Raw genomic sequence first — 18,679 nt, 5'->3', positions numbered from 1 at the left:
CTTGTTTAATGAAGCTCTCTTTTCTCAGTTTTTCATACAGAAATGAAATCAGGATGAAATTTCGCCAGCCTTTGCAGCACTGTGCGGCTCGACATTCCCTCTTTGGAGATATTAACCTACTTGTTTACTGTTTGTACCAAGTTTGTCGCCATTGTTTCATTTGTTTGATTTCTGCCGCTTGTGCTTTGACGATTGCTTGGGATAATTGTTTAATTTCCGCACGTTTGGATTTAGTCAAGGCATCTTGAGCCATTGTTACGGCTCCCTCATGGTGTGGAATCATCGCATTGACAAAACGCAAGTCAAACTCACCATTAGCTGCACCTAAATCCATATCCATCATCATGTTTTTCTTTTGGTCAGATGACATTTCCGTCATTTTACCGATGGCTGCGTCATAAGCCATTGGTTTATCTGCTGCGTTGGGATACCAAGCTTTCCGCCACTGCTTCATGCGATCGATTTCTTTATTTTGATCTTTGATGATATCTTCTGCCAGTTTTTTGATTTGTGGGCGAGTAGATTTTTGTTGTGCTTCTTTCGCCATTTCCACAGCTCCTTGATGGTGCAGTATCATACCATCGATGAACCGGAGGTCGTAGTCAATATCTGCTGGGCCCAAATTCATTGCCATGCTGTGGTCTGTGTGGCTATGATGTACGGCACTGCTATTATCTATATTTTGGTTGCTATTAGTATTTGTCACAGCAGCATTTTGACCTTCGCTTTGATTCGGTGAGGTCGTAGAATTATTCTGGGAAGGATTGGAACAAGCGGTGAGAACGCCACTTAGGGAGGCAACCGCCATCATAGTTAACGCCAATAAGCTTGTTTTTTCTGAAATCGATCGCATAATTTTTCGAGCCATCTCGCTTTTTTCAGAAATTTATTTTTCCTTTTGTTAACCGTCGGCTTTTCACCGCAGTGCTACTACTTATATTGGCATATAAAAATAAAATTTGGGTGAAATATTTGTACATTTACCAAACATCATTATATCCTTATAAAGATGTCTAATTTTAAGTTTTTCTACCAGGTCTGAGAGCGATCGCATCTGTCACCAGACTCTCTCAAAACCGCCGTAAAAAGCTAACAAAACTACTCAATTAGGGAAAGGGAAGAACATTTTCCCTTTCCCCTCTCACCTTTTCCCAATTAATTCGATCCTGATTTATGGGAGCGCAAATGCCCTTAGCAGAACAGTATTGAGTGTCAACGATTATTATTACATATTTATCGATTCACGCTAGGCTTAGCGCTTGAACCAGTCGTCGGTTTTGTATTTGTGGGGTGATGTTGCTTGTGCGGATCTGTAGTCGATTTATTCTTGTCCATCATTCCTTTAGCCATCATAGACTCACAGCACTTCTTGTTCTCATTCTTATTCTTATCGGTTTTCATTTGCTGGTGCTGGGCTGGCGCTTCAGCAGTGGTGTTAGAAGCTGGAGTTAGCGTTGTCGTTTTGTTTTGTGCAAAGAGGACTGAATGTAAGTGCCAGCACTGTTAGACCGCCAGCAGCAGCACTGAGGATGTTTTGAGTAACTCTATTCATATGTTGGGAAACCTCCTGTTAAACAATCCCTATTTGGTTTCCTATTTATTAGTTTGACACCTATTTATGAAATTAGCATGAAATCCTATTTTGATAATTTTTGACAATATCTATGTTGTTTTAGTACAAAAATCGCCGACTCTTCCGCATTTATCGGTAAAATGTTGGTTAATATTACAGTTGAGTGAGATGGTGGGTTACGGCACGGGAACTAAATTATCGATCGAAAGTGCGGAAATTATCGCCCGTGCCTAACCCACCCTACGATTAGATAAGTTTCTACTATCACCACAAAACTGACGCTCAAACAAATTTTGACTTTTGACTTCCGCCTAGCGGCACTAGCTTCAGTTTACAGATGAATGCCGCACTCTGTTTTTCCCGTACCGCGCCAGCGACCGGCTCGTTCGTGTTCGCCTTCTGCGATTGGCGTCGTCAGCGGTTCGTCGCCGATACTACCATAACCGCGATCGTGCAGGGGGTGGTAGATGACGTTATGCTCGATCGCATACGCCCACGTCTGCTGGCACGTCCAACTTGCCAAGGGATTAATTTTCATCCGTCCTCTTTGATCGAGTTCAAACACTGAAATATTGGCGCGAGTCTGTGCTTGGTCGCGACGGCGACCGTTGATCCAAGCAACTGCGTTCAGTTCGCTTAAACCGCGTTGCAACGGTTCAACTTTAGTCAGATAGTGGAATTTTTCAATATCTTTATGCCAGAGTTCGTAACCGTAACGAACCGCAAACTCTTCGCGAGAATTTGCTTCTAAAGTCTTATAAACGTGCAGATCTAACTTGTAGACAGACTGAGCTTTTTGAACAAATTCTAGGGTCTGGGGAAAGTGGTGCAGGGTGTCTAAAAACAGTACGGGGACTGGGAATTGGGGGCTGAGAATCCGGTAGACAATATCAATAATAACCATACCCGCGATCCCAAAAGCCGTCGTCTGCACGAGTCCGTTTGGGATATTTTCCAGACACCAAGCTAGAATCTCTTGCGGATGTGCTGTTTCAAATCGCTGGTTTAATTTATCCAGGTCAAACGAGGTAATTTGGGTTGGAGATAACATTGCACAGGTCATAACAGCTTACTCATCTTTGGCTGAGTATTACTACTTACTTTTATCTCCAGTAAAACAGGCCAAAGTGAAATCAGGATGAAAAGCAAGCTTTATCGAAGTCAGTTGAAGTTTCGGTGACATCATTAGCCGAAGCTGCAACCCCACCTGTGTCCGTGGCCCCATCGGGAAGGGTATGGGTGGGGCTGTAAACCTTTTTGGGCCAAAAAAAGACGGGACAAAGGCCAATTTGTCATCGAACTTTAGAAAAGTGTAGTGAAACAAGCGCCCCTACTTGGAACAAACCACTTAAAATGGGTTGGATTTGCACACTCTTACTCCAGGCCAACCATTATGCCTCGTCGTGACGACCTCCACAAAATCCTGCTGTTGGGTTCTGGCCCAATTGTGATCGGCCAAGCCTGCGAATTCGACTATTCGGGCACTCAGGCTTGCAAGGCACTCCGCAGTGAAGGGTACGAGGTGGTGTTAGTTAACTCTAACCCAGCCACCATTATGACCGATCCGGAAACGGCAGACCGCACATATATTGAGCCGCTGACGCCGGAAATGGTGGAAAAAGTGATTGCCAAAGAGCGTCCCGATGCTCTGCTGCCCACAATGGGCGGACAAACTGCGTTAAATTTGGCGGTAGCTTTATCGAAAAATGGCGTTTTGGAACGCTACGGCGTTGAATTGATCGGAGCTAAACTGGAAGCGATCGAAAAAGCAGAAGACCGACAGCTATTTAAAGAAGCGATGCAAAAAATAGGTGTAGGCGTCTGTCCTTCCGGCATTGCTTGCAACGTTAACGAATCTAAAGAAATCGCGCATCAAATTGGCTCCTATCCCCTGATTATTCGACCCGCTTTTACTATGGGAGGGTCGGGTGGTGGCATCGCCTACAACCAAGAAGAATTTGAAGTTATGGCGCAAGCTGGTATAGATGCCAGTCCCGTTTCCCAAATTTTGATCGAAAAGTCGCTTTTAGGCTGGAAAGAATATGAATTAGAAGTAATGCGAGATCTGGCGGATAACGTGGTGATTATCTGCTCGATCGAAAACATCGACCCGATGGGTATTCACACTGGCGATTCGATTACCGTCGCACCCGCACAAACTCTCACAGATAAAGAATACCAGCGCCTGCGCGATGCTTCCATCAAAATTATCCGCGAGATTGGTGTAGAAACTGGCGGTTCTAATATTCAGTTCGCCGTCAATCCGGTCAACGGCGAAGTAATTGTCATTGAAATGAATCCCCGCGTGTCTCGTTCTTCCGCGTTAGCTTCCAAAGCTACCGGTTTCCCAATTGCCAAGTTTGCTGCTAAATTGGCAGTCGGTTACACGCTGGATGAAATTAATAATGATATTACCAAGAAAACGCCGGCATCCTTTGAACCGACAATTGACTACGTGGTCACAAAAATCCCGCGTTTTGCATTTGAAAAGTTTCCCGGAACTGCACCGATACTGACAACGCAAATGAAATCGGTGGGCGAAGCAATGGCAATCGGTCGCACGTTCCAAGAGTCGTTTCAAAAGGCATTGCGAAGTTTAGAAACAGGTCGCGCCGGTTGGGGTTGCGATAAATCGGAAAAATTGCCTTCTCTCGAACAAATTCGCGCTCAATTGCGGACGCCAAATCCAGAACGAATTTTTACTTTGCGTCACGCGATGCAGTTGGGAATGTCGGTAGAAGATATTTACGAACTGACGGGAATCGACCCTTGGTTTTTGGATAAGATGCAGGAATTGCTGGAAACAGAGAAATTCTTGAAACGCACTCCTTTGCAACAAATAAGTAAGGAGCAGTTGTTTGCGATTAAGCAACAGGGATTTAGCGATCGCCAAATTGCCTTCGCCACGAAAACCAAGGAAGATGAAGTGCGCGAGTATCGCAAAGGCTTAGGTGTTGTGCCTATTTACAAAACTGTCGATACCTGTGCGGCAGAGTTTGAGGCGTTTACCCCTTATCACTATTCCGCTTATGAATTGGGTTGTGGGGTACAATCGGAAACAGCAGATCTCGATTACCCGCAAAAAGGCGAATCGGAAGTGTTGCCATCCGATAAACAAAAGGTGATGATTTTGGGTGGTGGCCCTAATCGGATCGGGCAGGGGATTGAGTTCGATTATTGCTGCTGTCACGCTTCCTATGCTTTGCGCGGTGCGGGATTTGAGACGATTATGGTAAACTCGAATCCGGAGACGGTTTCGACTGATTACGATACGAGCGATCGTCTCTATTTTGAACCGCTCACCAAAGAAGATGTTCTCAATATTATTGAGACGGAAAAACCAGTAGGGGTTATTGTGCAATTTGGCGGACAAACACCGCTGAAACTATCAGTACCTCTGCAAGAAACGCTCAATGAAAATCCCGAACTCGGTACGAAGATTTGGGGAACATCGCCAGATTCGATCGACATTGCTGAAGACCGCGAACGCTTTGCAGAAATTGTCGATAAACTGCAATTGCTCACAGCGCCTAACGGTATTGCTCGCAGTGAAGAAGAAGCGCTGACAATCGCACGGAAAATCGGTTATCCTGTAGTCGTTCGTCCCAGCTACGTTTTGGGCGGACGCGCAATGGAAATCGTTTATTCCGATGCAGATTTGGAACGCTACATGACGATGGCGGTGCAGGTAGAACCAGAAAAACCGGTGTTAGTTGATAAGTTTTTGGAGAATGCGATCGAAGTCGATGTAGATGCGATCGCCGATAGCACCGGACGGGTGGTAATTGGCGGCATTATGGAACACATCGAACAAGCAGGTATTCACTCCGGGGATTCTGCTTGCACATTGCCAACAACTTCTCTACCGCCAGCAGTTTTGCAAACAATTCGCGACCAAACAATTCGGTTAGCAAAAGCGCTCAATGTAATTGGCTTAATGAATATTCAGTATGCCATTGCCGGAGCGCACAGCTACACACCCCAGGTTTATATTTTGGAAGCGAATCCCAGGGCGTCGCGCACAGTACCATTTGTGTCGAAAGCTATCGGTAAACCCTTGGCGAAACTAGCTTCTTTAATTATGTCCGGTAAAACTTTAGAAGAGTTGGGATTCACGCACGAAACCATACTCAATCACATTGCTGTGAAGGAAGCGGTACTGCCATTTGATAAGTTCCCAGGTACGGATACTTTACTTGGCCCAGAAATGCGATCGACTGGCGAAGTAATGGGAATTGATAGCGATTTCGGTAAAGCATTTACCAAGGCAGAATTGGCCGCAAACGTGCGCTTACCTTTAGCGGGAACCGTGTTTGTTTCTATGAACGATCGCGACAAAATAGCTGTAGTTCCAGTAGTCAAAAAATTCTTGGAATTAGGCTTTGAAGTTGTGGCGACAGATGGAACTCGTCGAGTATTGCAAGAAAACGGCGTCAAAAATATCGGTTTGGTGCTGAAAGTACACGAAGGGCGTCCGCACATTGTAGACGCAATTAAGAACGAGAAAATCCAACTTATTCTCAATACACCTTCTGGCGGAGAAGCAGCAACCGATGCCCGTTTATTGCGCCGTACAGCCCTAGCTTACAAAGTTCCGGTAATCACCACAATTGCCGGGGCCAAAGCTACCGCAGCTGCGATCGCACGTTTGCAATCCTCACCCCTGGATGTGAAAACCATTCAGGAATATCTCGCCTAATTGGTACTGGGTAATTGGTAATGGGCGAAATTAATTTTAATTTCCCCATTTACTCCTCATTACCGAATCTGTAGGGGCGAAGCATTCGGGCGATAATCTATGACACCCAACGAAAATACCTCAATCCGAATGCTTCGCCCACCCCCGCGACAATTGCAAAAAACCATATCTATGACACCCAACCAAAATACATCAATTGTCGCGCAGGGCGAAGCATTCGTATACATCAATTGTCGCCAAGAAAGGGTGAAGCATTCGGATATATGAATTGTCGATTTTTCTCAAAGATAGTCGCCCGAATGCTTCACCCCTACAGAGGTAATAATTAGAATTAAATAAATATTGAGCCGATCGCATTTATGCCTTACAATAGGCTATATAAATTTAGAAAAAAAATAATGGCAGCTATTTTAATTGAAGTTCAGGGACAAGATGCGATCGCAGCCACCGAAGAATTACTCTCCATCTCTGGAATATCCGGCAGTTACGAGGTAGATAGTCAAGTAGAACGCGAAGGAATCGTAGCCACCATTGCCACCATTATAGGGATTGTCGGTGGTGCGATCGCGATCGCCGAACAGATCCGCAAGTGGTATCAAGAATACAAACAGGGGAAATCTGGGAAAACGATCGAGAAAGTCCTAATTGTTGGAAAAAATGGCAAGCGGCTACTTTAGTTGTTGAAATGGTTAGATAAGATACTTTATTTGAAGATAAGCCTATGATGTCTGTTGCCAACTTAGTTGGTTATATGCTATAAAAAATAATATATTTTAATATAAAAACAGTTTAAAAAAGGAGTTATAAATGGTCAGTATTGTGATAGATAATTACCCTGCTATCTTAGCTTTGCTAATTTCTAGCTTATGGTTAAGGATTAATAAAAGAGGAAAAAAGACAAGCATCAGATGGACTGATAATTGCAGCTAGCTCCGCAGTAGACTTAACTAAAAAGTTTAATAAAAACCTATAAGATAGAAAATATGCTCACGAAAAATTGAAACTATTTTATTTTAATAATACAAACCAATTTATCTCCAAAAACGCCTCCTTTGACGAAGAAAAATCATATGAATACAGAGTTCAGTTATTTAGAGAAAAAAGTAAGCTAGATGAAATTGATAAGAAACTATTGCAAATTATTGAACAACTTCTAGATAGGGATGAAAAATTTAACAAATCCCTAAAAGGTAAAGATATATATCGTTAAGTTAGCATTAAAAACTTTGTCGATGTTTATGTCAAATTTGGCTCTTCTACTTGCTTGGTAGGTACAGGGCGATCGAATTATGAGGAAGCGTTCTCTCAGTCATGCCAAAAACTTCGCCGTTGATATCTCTTGATCCTCTTCATTTTCTTGTTCGCGTCCTTCGTGGTTTAATTAAAATTATTTTTAACCACAGATAAACACAGATAAACACAGATGGGGTTTTTGGTTGGTGTCAGAGATGTGGCTTTTTTTCAACGCAGATAAACGCAGATAAACGCGGATAAACGCAGATAGGGTTTTTAGTTGGTTTCATCAGTCAAATTCTCGCCCCACCTCTCCACATAATCTAAGAATATCATTAATAATCTTGTCATTTAACCACATTCCTTGACTTTGAAGCATCGCAATAATCGGTGCAACAGAACCCAGATAACCTCTTTGTTTTGCTTTGATTAAAATGCCAAGTGTACCAGTATATTTCAACTTATATAAATCGGCGATTCGACGAGCTAATTTATCATCAAAAATCAATAAAGGATCGGGAATTTCCAACCCAAGCGCCAAGACTTCTGCTTCCCCTTGTCCTAAATCAATTACAGCAGGTATAAGAGCAATTGAGGCAACTGGGCGAACCTCAATCCATTCGATAGAATTGATTTTAGGAACATCAACTCCTAACAATTTTCCCGCTTTTAACTCTTGCGGTACACCAGTAGGAACTGTAACTTTACCGTACAATTCTTGAAGTAATTGTAATTGTCCTATTTGATGAAGATACAACAACGGCGATGTATTAACAATGACTGTAGTTTCAGGCATTTTGCACATCTCGCTCTAATTCTTCCGTTGTTAAAGAAAACGGCGATACCCGATATTTTCCTAGTAAAAGCAGGAATTGTACTCGCGGCATTCCAGCCAACTGTGCAGCACGTCCCGATGATAATTTACCCAATTCAAATAGTTTAACTGCGGCTAATATTTGCATTTCTCTAGCAATAGTTTCGGGTGTTTCCTTCAAGCTAATTAATACTTCTTCGGGAATTTCCAGTTGAACTGTACTCATAATTAATCCTAAAGTTAGAGATATTGACATTGTAGCTTAGAAAAGTATCCGTATTATATGGTAAGGGCGGGTTTTGTTGAGAGATTGTTTGTTTTACACAGAGATTATCTGCTAAACCCGCCCCTACAATCAGATCGCTTTTTCACTTTCTGCATCTTCAAGTACTACATCCTCATACAAAAGTTCGATCGCGCACCGAAAATCCACGCTACTTAAATAAATCTCCTCTCCTTCTGCATAAGTAGAAAGTTCCCAAAGTCCTCTTTCATTCACTCGAAAACATTCTACCATCATTTCTTCCGCACTTATTAAAACGTATTCTTTTAGCGTTGAAATACGACGATATTGTTGGAATTTTTTACCGCGATCGAAACTTCCGTACTGGACGAAAATACCTCTGCAATTAAACATGGATAATAAATTGCTTTAATAGCTCGTCTATCCCTTTCATCGCAAGTTACCATTACATCAGGATAGTGAAAAGAACCATTTTCAGATACACCCAACTTAGCACCTATCATAAATACTCTATACCCTTTACTTCTGGTATGAGAGTTGAGGACTGAAGCTAAATTAAGGGCGATCGAATTATGGGGAAGCGTCCCCCCAGTCATGGCAAAAACTTCACCGTTGATATATTCGTATTTAATTGGTTGTCGTTCTTCCCAGTCGAGGTATTCCTGGGGAGTCATAAATTTGCGATCGGGATTGACTATCATAGGAAAATTGCCGATTTAATTGGGTAAATTGATAGATGCGATCGGCTATTTATATCAATTATACAAACTCCTAAAGTTTTTATATTTAATTATAGCAAATAACAGCAATTTTGCCTATAATTAAAAGCAGTAATTAATAGTGCGATCGCCATTAGTATATATGACTTCTAGTACAAGGCTAACTGGCGTCACAAGTGTTACATTCGATTAATTAAGGTTTACAAACCTTTACTTAGATAATTTCGTTAAGGTTTATTCTATACTACTTCAGTGCCACTTTGTTTGGACTGACAACAAAGGCGAAAAACTATTAGCCCGTTGGGATCTATTCTCCAATAATCTGGCATATAGGCCAAATAATTGCCCTATTAGCATCAACCATTTAGTACATAATTGCCAAAATATGAGTCAAACAAAACAAGTCATTCCCACTGTGCGCCCTTGCGGAATCGATAACATCACAACAATAAATCCGGTGGATTTGGTAATCGTCATCGATACTAGCCCTTCGATGAAAGATGAAGCTCGCCAGCTTAGCGATGCTGCCGCAGCTGGTATTGATGCCGCTTCTTCTAGTTGTCCTTGCGATTTGAGGGTAATGTGGTTTGGAATTGAAGGTATTTGGAAAGAGACAAATTTTAATCGGACAGTACAGGATTATCTCTTAAAAGAGTGCCAAGTTTCCCCAGGGGACATTCGGGCCAGAAAGCGAGGACAATTAGCTGATGCTGGCGCACAGGAAGATGCAGCTCGAACGATAGAAGATATCTCCAATCATTTTGATTGGCGACCGGGAGCAGCCCGAGCGATTTTCTATTTGGGAGATGAAGCGCTCGACGCTGGAGGGGATAGAACGGAACAGAAAGATATTATCGCTGCAAATAAAGCGATCGCAAAAGCTACCCAGGCGGGTGTAAAAGTTCATACCTATTTTGGTACGACCAAGAGTAAGTTTAAAGATAGTTTGGAGAAAGAATACGCGAGATTAGCGAAAGAAACGGGTGGACAAGCTTTTTGCGAGCGCGATTCCATTGACGGCTTTACAGAGGTTCTTAAAAAAGTGATTTGCAATAGCCGTCCTGTGGGGATTAAACTGGAAATTCAGCAGCCGCTACCCTGTTTTGAATTAAGAAGCGAGCGTCAGCCATTAGCGGTACAGGGGTCGGAAACTGTCACGATCGTAGCATCTAACTGTTACTCAAATGTCACTTTCAAAAATTTAACCGCCGTTTTATCGCCAGTGCTAAAAACCGATGGAACTCCTATTCCCAATTTAGCCGATGGAACACCAGCCTTTGTGATTAAACCATCCCCAGAAATATCCTTTGGTGATTTACTTCCCATTAGCTCTCGTAACTCTGACTCTTCTGGAGAAGTATCGAAGGAAATAGTAATCGAAACTAATAGCCCTAATAGTGGAGACTATACGCTGAAAATTGAATACTCCTATCAGGTAGACTTTAATTTTCAAAGTGGCGATGAATTTGCGTTACGCATTTCATAAAACAAGATCGATCGCATCTTAAAGGTATGTAATTGCGCTTTAGCGAAGACAGCGCAACTACGTACCTAATAATTAACTATTCCACCGTTACCGACTTCGCCAAATTGCGAGGCTGATCCACATCCAAACCGCGACGCGCTGCAATATGATAAGCCAATAATTGCAAGGGAATTACCGTCACAATTGGCGAGAGAATTTCATCTACCATCGCTACCGGTAAAAGGCGATCGAATATTTCTGCTGCTTCTCCCTCATCCTTCGGTGTTACGCCAATCAACAGGGAATCGCGAGCTTTGGCTTCTTGGGCGTTGGAGAGAACCTTCTCGTAATTAACGCCACCGGGCATAGCAATAGCCACCACAGGTACTTTAGCATCTAATAATGCGATCGGCCCGTGTTTCATTTCCCCAGCCGGATAACCTTCCGCATGAATGTAGCTGATTTCCTTCAGTTTCAGCGCCCCCTCCAACGCAATTGGATAATTAATTCCCCGACCGATAAAGATAAAATCTTGAGTATCCACAAAACCGTGGGCTAACTCTTCGATATACCTTTCCTGAACCTCTAAAATCATTTCAATTTCCGCAGGAAGCAAGCGCAAACCACCCAGAATTTTCTCCAGAGAATCGGCAGACAAAGTTTTGCGCCGATAAGCCAAATCTATTGCCAAACAGTAAAACGCCACTAACTGTGCAATAAATGTTTTAGTTGCCGCCACGCCAATCTCAATCCCAGCGTGAGTATCGATGAGATGAGATACTAACAAACCGAGAGAACTTTCCGGGCGATTGGTAATCCCCAACAATCGCGGTTTAAATTGCGGCGGCTGATTCGTGCGACGCTCTTTTTCCATTGCCAAAGCAGCTAGAGTATCTGCTGTTTCCCCTGATTGGGTAACGCCAATCGTGAGGGTATTTGGCATTAGCGGTGGCGGTGCGTAACGAAACTCAGAAGCGTACTGCACTGTGGTGGGAATTCCCGCTAGTTGTTCCAGCAAATACTTGCCAACTAAACTAGCGTGCCAACTTGTCCCGCAAGCCACAATTTGAATTTGTTCTAAGTCTGTATAAAGTTCCGCAGGCAAAGACAGGTTAACTGGCGGCTTACCATTAGAGAGATGCCAATCGCTGTTTAAATATGCTTCCAAACAAGTCCGCACTACTCCCGGCTGCTCATGGATTTCTTTGAGCATGAAGTGACGGAATCCCTGTTTTTCGACTAGGATGGGGTTCCAGTTGAGCGTGCGGGGAGTTTTTCTGAGCCTGTCGCCTGCAAAATTGTATACCTCAACTCCCAGAGGCGTCAGGCGTGCGAGTTCGCCATTTTCCAGTGTCAGCACCGTGCGAGTATAGGGTACGATCGCCGGTGTATCCGAAGCGCAGAAAAACTCTCCCGATCCGAAACCGATCGCCAAAGGAGCCTGCTGTCGGGCTACGATCAATTCATCGGGATAATCTGCACCGATAACTGCGATCGCAAAAGCCCCCTCCAGTTTATTCACAGCTTGTCGCACCGCCTCCACAAACCGAGACGGAGAGTGGGGGGGAGTGGCAGTGGAAGATTTAGCTAAAAATTCCGCAATTAAGTGCGGAATTACTTCTGTATCCGTATCCGAACGGAATTTATGTCCTCTACTTTTGAGTTCTTCCCGCAACTCGCGATAATTTTCAATAATGCCATTTTGCACCACCGCCACGCGCATGGCAGTATCCATATGAGGATGTGCATTATACTCTTCTGGCTTGCCGTGGGTAGCCCAGCGTGTGTGTCCGATGCCAATTTGGGCTGGGTTTTCATTACCTGCTAGTTTGTCCCGCAAGTTCTGAAGCTTCCCCTTCGCCCGCACGCAATGAACATCACCCTCCCAGACTGTGGCAATGCCAGCAGAATCATACCCCCGGTATTCCAGTTTTTCTAATCCTGCCAATAAAATTTCGCTAGCTGCTTGGGTACCTATATAGCCAACGATTCCGCACATTTAGCCGCAACTCCTATACTTCGATCGCGATCGTCTCATAAGACGTACTTGCTCAAAGCTACTGAGCTATCCGGATAACGTCAAGCCTCAACTAGGGCAGAGCGGAAGAGTGGGGGAGTGGGAGAGTGGGGGAGTGGGAGAGTGGGGGAGCCACAGAAAATGTACATAATGGTTCCCCCTTTCCCCCTTTTTGCCACACCCTCACTCTTCCGGACATCCTGGCCCCTATCGGCTGCACAAGGGGCAAATTAGCCAAACACCTGGTAAAGAGCGAAAACAGGCCATAAAAATCGCACAATTTCCACTCAACGCTAGGCATTTAGCCGTCAGTACCAAAGAAGTTGTCTAGTACGCTAAGCCCATACTGCGAGTCGTTTCAGCCCCCAGGTAAACCCGAATGCTGAGAAAGTCAGTAGGACAAGCAGTTTCGCACCGCTTGCAGCCTACGCAGTCTTCTGTACGGGGAGATGAGGCAATCTGGGCAGCTTTGCAGCCATCCCAAGGAACCATCTCCAACACGTCAGTTGGGCAAGCCCGGACGCATTGAGTGCAGCCAATGCAGGTATCGTAGATTTTTACGGAATGAGACATGGAATAAAGACTCCAAATGAAGGCTCAACAACTGCAAGTATCTGCTTTAGGCAGATTTGAACGATAAGCTTCTCAGGATCGAAACTTAGTTTACCGCAGGGCTTTCAGCCACTTGTGCAAAAGTCAGCAAAACTTTAAAGAACGTAATACACGCTCATGCCCCAGCGGGGGAGCGGGGGCGTGGGGGAGCGGGGGCGTGGGGGAGTGGGGGCGTGGGGGAGCAGGAAGAAATTCTTAATGAGTGACTTTTGACTTTTGACTTTTGACTTTCCCTAAAACTTAAACATTACTCCATCTTGCGATCGCCTAATCTTAATCATTCTGAGGTTATCCTGCATCCAGCCAGAACTATACGCCGAAATAGAAAATAGGAAGTTTGGCTAGACATAAAACCTCATCTTTTTGGTATCTATCTTAGGGTAGATATGATTTATTATCGTGTTAATCTATACTAGCTTTCTTGTGAATATTACTGGTACAAAATATACCGCTAGAAATGGCTGGTATACTTCCCATTTTCATCTAAAAAGCGATCGCACAATCAAAAAAAATAATTTTTTGGAAGTGGGAACCCAGTCTTTTAAAACACCGTCAATTTGGGGTGACGTATCTACCCTTCTGTACTCAACAGAAGCACAGAAGATAAAACGTTGTTGAAATTTATTTGCGGGAGAGAGATTGTATGACTTTAAGTGTGAAGGACATTTTTGACGAAGCTTATTACAGCAAAAAGTATAAAAAGGAGATCGACAAAGCCAAGAAAGAAGGTAAAGTCAAGGATGCCAAGGAACACTACGAGAAAATTGGCAAGAAGGAGGACTTTAACCCATGCGAAGCTATTGATGTAACGAAATACCGGGAACAGAATAAAGACGTTGACGAGGCGATTAAAACAGGTACACTTGGAGATGCGACAACGATCGATCACCTCCTGAAATTCGGCGACAAAGAGGGGCGTGGGCTCGGTACCGATTACTTCAATGTCAAAGGATATGCAGAGGCTAATCCGGATGTAAAGGATGCCGCCTCTAAAGGTAAAATCGGTTACTTGGAACACGCCATTAAATATGGAGAAAAAGACGGTCGCAGTCTCGGCGCTGGATTTGACGCCAAGTTTTATGGTAAGAAAGACGATGTTAAGAAGGCGATCGACAAAGGAGACGTCTCCAGCTCCTTCCAGTACTACATTACAAAAGGTGCATCCGCAGGTGAAATCCCCAACCCGTACTTCGATAAGGAAGAGTACCTAAAGCAAAATAAAGATGTCGCCGACGAAGTTGCAAAAGGAACTATTACAAATGTGTTCCAGCACTGGAATGCGTATGGAACCAAAGAGAATCGTGCCTTCAACCCCCTGATCGACATCAATCTGTACCTCGAACAAAATAAAGATGTCGGTGAAGCTGTTAAGAGTGGCGAATTCACCGTTTACCAACACTTGGTCGAATTTGGGTTAAAAGAAGAGCGCACTTTCAGTAAGAAGTTCGACTTCAAACTTTATAAGGAACTGAACGAAGGCGTACAAGATTCCCTCGACAAGGGTAAATATACTAACGCCTTCGAGGAGTACCTTTTGGAAGGTAAAGATAAAGGTTACATCGCATCTCCTGACTTCGATGGTGCGACCGACAAAGAAGGTTTGCTCAAAATTGCCCTGGAAGGAAGTGGAAAAGGTAGTGGCAACAAGCAAATCATCATCGCCTCCGATGACGAAGATGCTTTGCTCCAAGTTGAGGACGGCAAAGGCGCAGGCGTCCTCATCGGTGGCAAGGGCGACAACCTGATGATTGGTGGAAAAGAAGACGACGTACTCATCGCAGGTCAAGGGAGCGCTTACCTAATTGCTGGTGTGGGTAACGATGTTCTGTACGGTGGCTCTGCCGATGCTTATCTCTTCGGTGCCGATGGCAATGACGTATTGATCGGCGGTAGCAAGAGTACTGTCCTTTATGCGGGTACTGGTAAAGATACCCTCGTCGGCGGCACTGGCAAAGACACTTTTGTCATCACTAACAGCCCGAAAGAGGGCACTGGCACCGACACGATGTCTGGTGGTGGCGGCACCGACACGATGTCCGGTGGTAACGGCACCGACACCTTAACTGGCGGTAGCTACACCATCTACAACTTCGATGTAAAAAAAGACAAGTTATGCGTAGCCGACTTTGGCTATGGGGATGCAGAAGAGGTGTTGGACGACATCCTCAAGAGCGGCAAATCCAGCAGCGGTACTTATTTCACCGTCTTTGAGTTCAGCAAGGAATACAAAATCACCCTGTTCGGTAATGGCGAGCTGACTGCGGACAATATCACAGTCGGTACGAACGGACTACCTTCCACGAAGCTCAGTTCTAAGATCGAAACTGGGGACTATGAAGCGATCGGCAAGATTAAGGGTCTGCCTCCCGGACTCGCTATGCAGATTGACAAGGGAATGAAGTCTGCCGATGAGCTTCCGTCTCCTTTTAGCGGCAGTGGAAGTGATGTAATTAGTGGTGGTGGAATGATGGCTGGAATGATGTAAAACTTGCTCAAATTTTTCAGGTTATCCCCTGATGCTAGGAATCAGTGGATTTCTACAAGGAGTCCTCTTTTGCGATCGCACTTTTACCGAAAATAGGTGCGATCGCTTTTTGTTTTCGAGGTTAATATTTGTAAACAGCTTCGATCGTTAAACCCAACAGTTCATGCTTAGCCGAATCAAAAACATCGCCACCAAACTAGCACCGCGTCTGATTGAAATTCGCCGCCATATCCATTCTCACCCAGAATTAAGCGGTCAAGAGTACCAAACAGCTGCTTATGTGGCGGGAGTTTTGTCTTCCTGCGGTCTCCACGTTAAAGAAGCTGTTGGCAAAACTGGAGTCATCGGCGAACTTGAGGGGAAAAAGGAGGATGCTGGACTGCTGGCAATTCGGACGGATATGGACGCGCTACCAATTCAGGAACGCACTACTCTCGATTACGCCTCTCGCGAAGCGGGAGTTATGCACGCCTGCGGTCACGATGTTCACACTACAGTCGGTTTGGGAACGGCAATGGTTCTGGCGGAACTCGGAGAAGAGTTTGCGGGTAATGTTCGCTTCCTGTTTCAACCGGCAGAAGAAATTGCCCAAGGTGCCAACTGGATGGTGCAAGATGGGGTGATGGATAAGGTACGCAGCATTTTTGGGGTTCACGTTTTCCCGACGATTCCGGGGGGGTCGGTAGGTATCCGGTACGGTGCTTTAACAGCAGCGGCAGACGATCTGGAAATTATTATTATTGGTGAATCGGGTCACGGTGCTAGACCTCACGAAGCGATCGATGCTATTTGGATCGCTGCACAAGTAATTACTACTCTCCAACAAGCGATTAGCCGCACGCAAAATCCCTTGCGTCCGGTAGTGCTAACTATTGGTAAAATTTCTGGCGGACGTGCGCCGAATGTGATTGCCGACCAAGTGAAGTTGCTGGGAACTGTGCGATCGCTCCACCCAGAAACCCGTAAAGCCCTTCCGGACTGGATTGAGCAAATTGTGGCCAATGTCTGTCAGGCTTACGGTGCTAGCTATGAATTAAACTACAGGCAGGGCGTGCCGGGAGTGCAAAACGATCCTCTGCTGAATCAGATCTTGGAAACGGCAGCAAGGGAAGCTTGGGGAAGCGATCGCGTCATTATTTTACCCGAACCTTCTTTAGGTGCGGAAGACTTTTCTCGTTATCTGGAATACGCTCCCGGTGCGATGTTTCGTCTCGGCGTCGGGTTGAAAGACAAACAAAATTACCCCCTACACCATCCTCAGTTTGAGGTGGATGAATCTGCGATCGTTACTGGAGTTGTCACTCTCGCCTATGCTGCCTGCAAATACTGGCAGCATAATTAATTAAAAATTAAAATTTATCTTTAATTTTTAATTAAACTTTTTAAATAGTGGGATTACCAAGGTTTGATTTTCATTGTTTTTGGATTTAACCTCTCTGAAGATATACCTAACGAGAAGTAATCAAGCTGTAGTTGCTATAACTCCGCAGAGGGATGCAGCGCATCCTTGCTTTTATTTAAGGTACTGGTAATGCAAAAATGGAGAAATATTTGAACTTATGGCATCACCTACACCACTTCTCGGTACAGATTTGATCGACTGTGCTAAAGCCAATGCAAAGCAGGGAATTGAAACCGCTACTCATCTGTGTGGCTATGGAAAAGATGTAAATACTTTTCAGCAAAAACTACAGCAAGCTTGTGAGGATATAGGTGTACAAATTCACGAATTGAGCGACTTAATTACAGAGCAACAGACGGTGAAAGAAAAAGGGGGAATTGAAATCGCACCTGAAACGCCAACAGAACTTTAATAAGAAATTCCCTTCATCCATATGCCCGTTATGGTAATTATTCACCGTAGGGCAATCAGCCGTCAGCTAATGCGATCGAGAGCGCCTAAGTTTCCGTAGCCTTTGTTAAACTGCTCGGAGTCAATTCCTCCCAAAGCTCTAGGCTGATACCTGACAGATGAATGCTTACGGATTGGTTGAGCTTTTCGGGAAATTAAGCTACGTTAAAGTAATAGCTGTCTCGATATGGCTCTGAAAACCCCAACAAGCAAATGGAAACTACTGATTGGCAGAATATAATAGCAGGCACTCTGGCGGTCGCCATTGTCCTGGGCGCATTTTTGATGATGTTCACAAACGTTTGGACTCCCAAAAAAAAGAAATAAAGTCTACCAAAATCTCTCGTGTTGTCCTATACAAGTTATTTGTATGATCGATTTTAATACCTTATCTGAGTTTTCACGCGCCCACTGCGTTGCCATTTGTGCGTTTTTGGTTCCCGCCAATTTGGTTTTGACTTTGCAGACACTGATTCTGGCAGTACTCGATCGCCCGCAAGTGCAAATAGCTGGAGCTGCTGTAATTGCCTGCATTCCTGCTTTATTGATGATACTGCACGTATTTACCTGGTGGGCGATCGGAGTGGTGATGGCCCCTACCTACATCCTGCTGTGTCTGGGAAGCATTTGTCTGGTCATCAACATCTGGACGATCGCCCGTCCCAAAAGCATCAGTCGATGGTTCGGTGTAATGCGATCGAAAGCGGCGATCGGCTTTGGATTCGGTGAACTACCCCGCCCACGAGGGGACGGGGCTTCCCAACTCAACAGCAACCGCCTCTACGGATGACTTACGCCCCCGCTTTGGTCTTACATCGCCTCCTTGGGCAGTATCGCTGGTTCCCAACGATAATATCCGTAAGCCTTCATCTCGAATATTGATAGCAGCATTTACGTCTCTGTCATGCTTGGTTTTGCAATTGAGGCATTCCCAACTGCGAACATCCAAAGGTAGGCTATCAACCT

At 44.6% G+C, this 18,679-nt stretch carries 17 protein-coding genes; 8 read left to right on the top strand and 9 right to left on the bottom strand.

Annotated features, from left to right (window positions below; translation table 11 throughout):
* Positions 1 to 124: 124 nt before the first annotated feature.
* Positions 125 to 868 (bottom strand): DUF305 domain-containing protein, encoded by a 744-nt coding sequence (locus ACE1CD_RS21520; RefSeq protein WP_374826195.1) that lies wholly within the window; start codon positions 866 to 868, stop codon positions 125 to 127.
* Between the two features lie 774 nt (positions 869 to 1,642).
* On the opposite strand from ACE1CD_RS21520, the gene ACE1CD_RS21515 reads away from it, so the two are divergent.
* On the top strand, positions 1,643 to 1,807 hold the full coding sequence (locus tag ACE1CD_RS21515) for a hypothetical protein (RefSeq protein ID WP_374795276.1): 165 nt from the start codon (positions 1,643 to 1,645) through the stop codon (positions 1,805 to 1,807).
* Between the two features lie 97 nt (positions 1,808 to 1,904).
* On the opposite strand, the gene cysH is transcribed toward ACE1CD_RS21515, so the two are convergent.
* On the bottom strand, positions 1,905 to 2,636 hold the full coding sequence (cysH, locus tag ACE1CD_RS21510; protein WP_374795275.1) for a phosphoadenosine phosphosulfate reductase: 732 nt from the start codon (positions 2,634 to 2,636) through the stop codon (positions 1,905 to 1,907).
* Between the two features lie 330 nt (positions 2,637 to 2,966).
* Here cysH and carB point away from each other — a divergent pair, with 330 nt between their 5' ends.
* Entirely contained in the window at positions 2,967 to 6,272 is a 3,306-nt protein-coding gene (gene carB, locus ACE1CD_RS21505; protein WP_374826194.1) for a carbamoyl-phosphate synthase large subunit, read from the top strand.
* A gap of 398 nt (positions 6,273 to 6,670) precedes the next feature.
* Positions 6,671 to 6,949, top strand: coding sequence for a hypothetical protein (locus ACE1CD_RS21500; RefSeq protein WP_374795272.1), 279 nt, complete (start codon positions 6,671 to 6,673; stop codon positions 6,947 to 6,949).
* 845 nt (positions 6,950 to 7,794) lie between these two features.
* Here the strand turns inward: ACE1CD_RS21500 and ACE1CD_RS21495 are convergent.
* The 4 genes from ACE1CD_RS21495 to ACE1CD_RS21480 form a co-directional block, all read right to left on the bottom strand.
* The gene (locus ACE1CD_RS21495) at positions 7,795 to 8,301 is read right to left on the bottom strand and encodes a DUF3368 domain-containing protein (RefSeq protein WP_374826193.1); all 507 of its coding nucleotides are present in this window, start codon (positions 8,299 to 8,301) and stop codon (positions 7,795 to 7,797) included.
* Entirely contained in the window at positions 8,294 to 8,545 is a 252-nt protein-coding gene (locus ACE1CD_RS21490) for a UPF0175 family protein (RefSeq protein WP_374826192.1), read from the bottom strand. The genes ACE1CD_RS21495 and ACE1CD_RS21490 overlap by 8 nt, the downstream gene beginning before the upstream one ends.
* 129 nt (positions 8,546 to 8,674) lie before the next feature.
* Positions 8,675 to 8,956 (bottom strand): Uma2 family endonuclease, encoded by a 282-nt coding sequence (locus tag ACE1CD_RS21485; protein WP_374826191.1) that lies wholly within the window; start codon positions 8,954 to 8,956, stop codon positions 8,675 to 8,677.
* Entirely contained in the window at positions 8,869 to 9,264 is a 396-nt protein-coding gene (locus ACE1CD_RS21480) for a Uma2 family endonuclease (protein ID WP_374826190.1), read from the bottom strand. Before ACE1CD_RS21480 ends, ACE1CD_RS21485 begins: the two co-directional genes overlap by 88 nt.
* Positions 9,265 to 9,667: 403 nt before the next feature.
* Between ACE1CD_RS21480 and ACE1CD_RS21475 the strand changes: the two genes are divergently transcribed.
* Positions 9,668 to 10,768, top strand: coding sequence for a hypothetical protein (locus ACE1CD_RS21475; RefSeq protein WP_374795271.1), 1,101 nt, complete (start codon positions 9,668 to 9,670; stop codon positions 10,766 to 10,768).
* Positions 10,769 to 10,844: 76 nt separating this feature from the next.
* Here ACE1CD_RS21475 and glmS read toward each other — a convergent pair whose 3' ends face one another.
* Positions 10,845 to 12,746 carry a glutamine--fructose-6-phosphate transaminase (isomerizing) gene (gene glmS, locus ACE1CD_RS21470; RefSeq protein WP_374826189.1) on the bottom strand — a complete coding sequence of 634 codons (1,902 nt, stop codon included), beginning with the start codon at positions 12,744 to 12,746 and terminating at the stop codon, positions 10,845 to 10,847.
* Positions 12,747 to 13,091: 345 nt separating this feature from the next.
* Positions 13,092 to 13,337, bottom strand: coding sequence for a photosystem I iron-sulfur center protein PsaC (psaC, locus tag ACE1CD_RS21465; protein ID WP_015175986.1), 246 nt, complete (start codon positions 13,335 to 13,337; stop codon positions 13,092 to 13,094).
* A 682-nt stretch (positions 13,338 to 14,019) separates the two neighbouring features.
* On the opposite strand from psaC, the gene ACE1CD_RS21460 reads away from it, so the two are divergent.
* The 4 genes from ACE1CD_RS21460 to ACE1CD_RS21445 all read left to right on the top strand — a co-directional run bounded on the left by ACE1CD_RS21460 (position 14,020) and on the right by ACE1CD_RS21445 (position 18,503).
* Positions 14,020 to 15,861 (top strand): calcium-binding protein, encoded by a 1,842-nt coding sequence (locus ACE1CD_RS21460; RefSeq protein ID WP_374795268.1) that lies wholly within the window; start codon positions 14,020 to 14,022, stop codon positions 15,859 to 15,861.
* Between the two features lie 163 nt (positions 15,862 to 16,024).
* A complete protein-coding gene (locus ACE1CD_RS21455; protein ID WP_374795267.1) occupies positions 16,025 to 17,203 on the top strand; it encodes a M20 family metallopeptidase in 1,179 nt (392 codons plus the stop codon).
* A 217-nt stretch (positions 17,204 to 17,420) separates the two neighbouring features.
* Positions 17,421 to 17,675: a hypothetical protein gene (locus ACE1CD_RS21450; protein WP_374795266.1), complete on the top strand. Its 255-nt coding sequence runs from the start codon at positions 17,421 to 17,423 to the stop codon at positions 17,673 to 17,675.
* Positions 17,676 to 18,083: 408 nt separating this feature from the next.
* Complete coding sequence (locus ACE1CD_RS21445; RefSeq protein WP_374795265.1) at positions 18,084 to 18,503, top strand: hypothetical protein; 420 nt, start codon at positions 18,084 to 18,086, stop codon at positions 18,501 to 18,503.
* Here ACE1CD_RS21445 and ACE1CD_RS21440 read toward each other — a convergent pair.
* The coding region (locus ACE1CD_RS21440; protein ID WP_374826188.1) for a zinc ribbon domain-containing protein at positions 18,444 to 18,679 on the bottom strand (236 nt) is incomplete at its 5' end. The genes ACE1CD_RS21445 and ACE1CD_RS21440 overlap by 60 nt on opposite strands.

Source organism: Aerosakkonema sp. BLCC-F183 (genome assembly GCF_041929145.1).
Taxonomy (GTDB): domain Bacteria; phylum Cyanobacteriota; class Cyanobacteriia; order Cyanobacteriales; family Aerosakkonemataceae; genus Aerosakkonema.
This window is presented reverse-complemented; position numbering and strand designations above follow the sequence as displayed.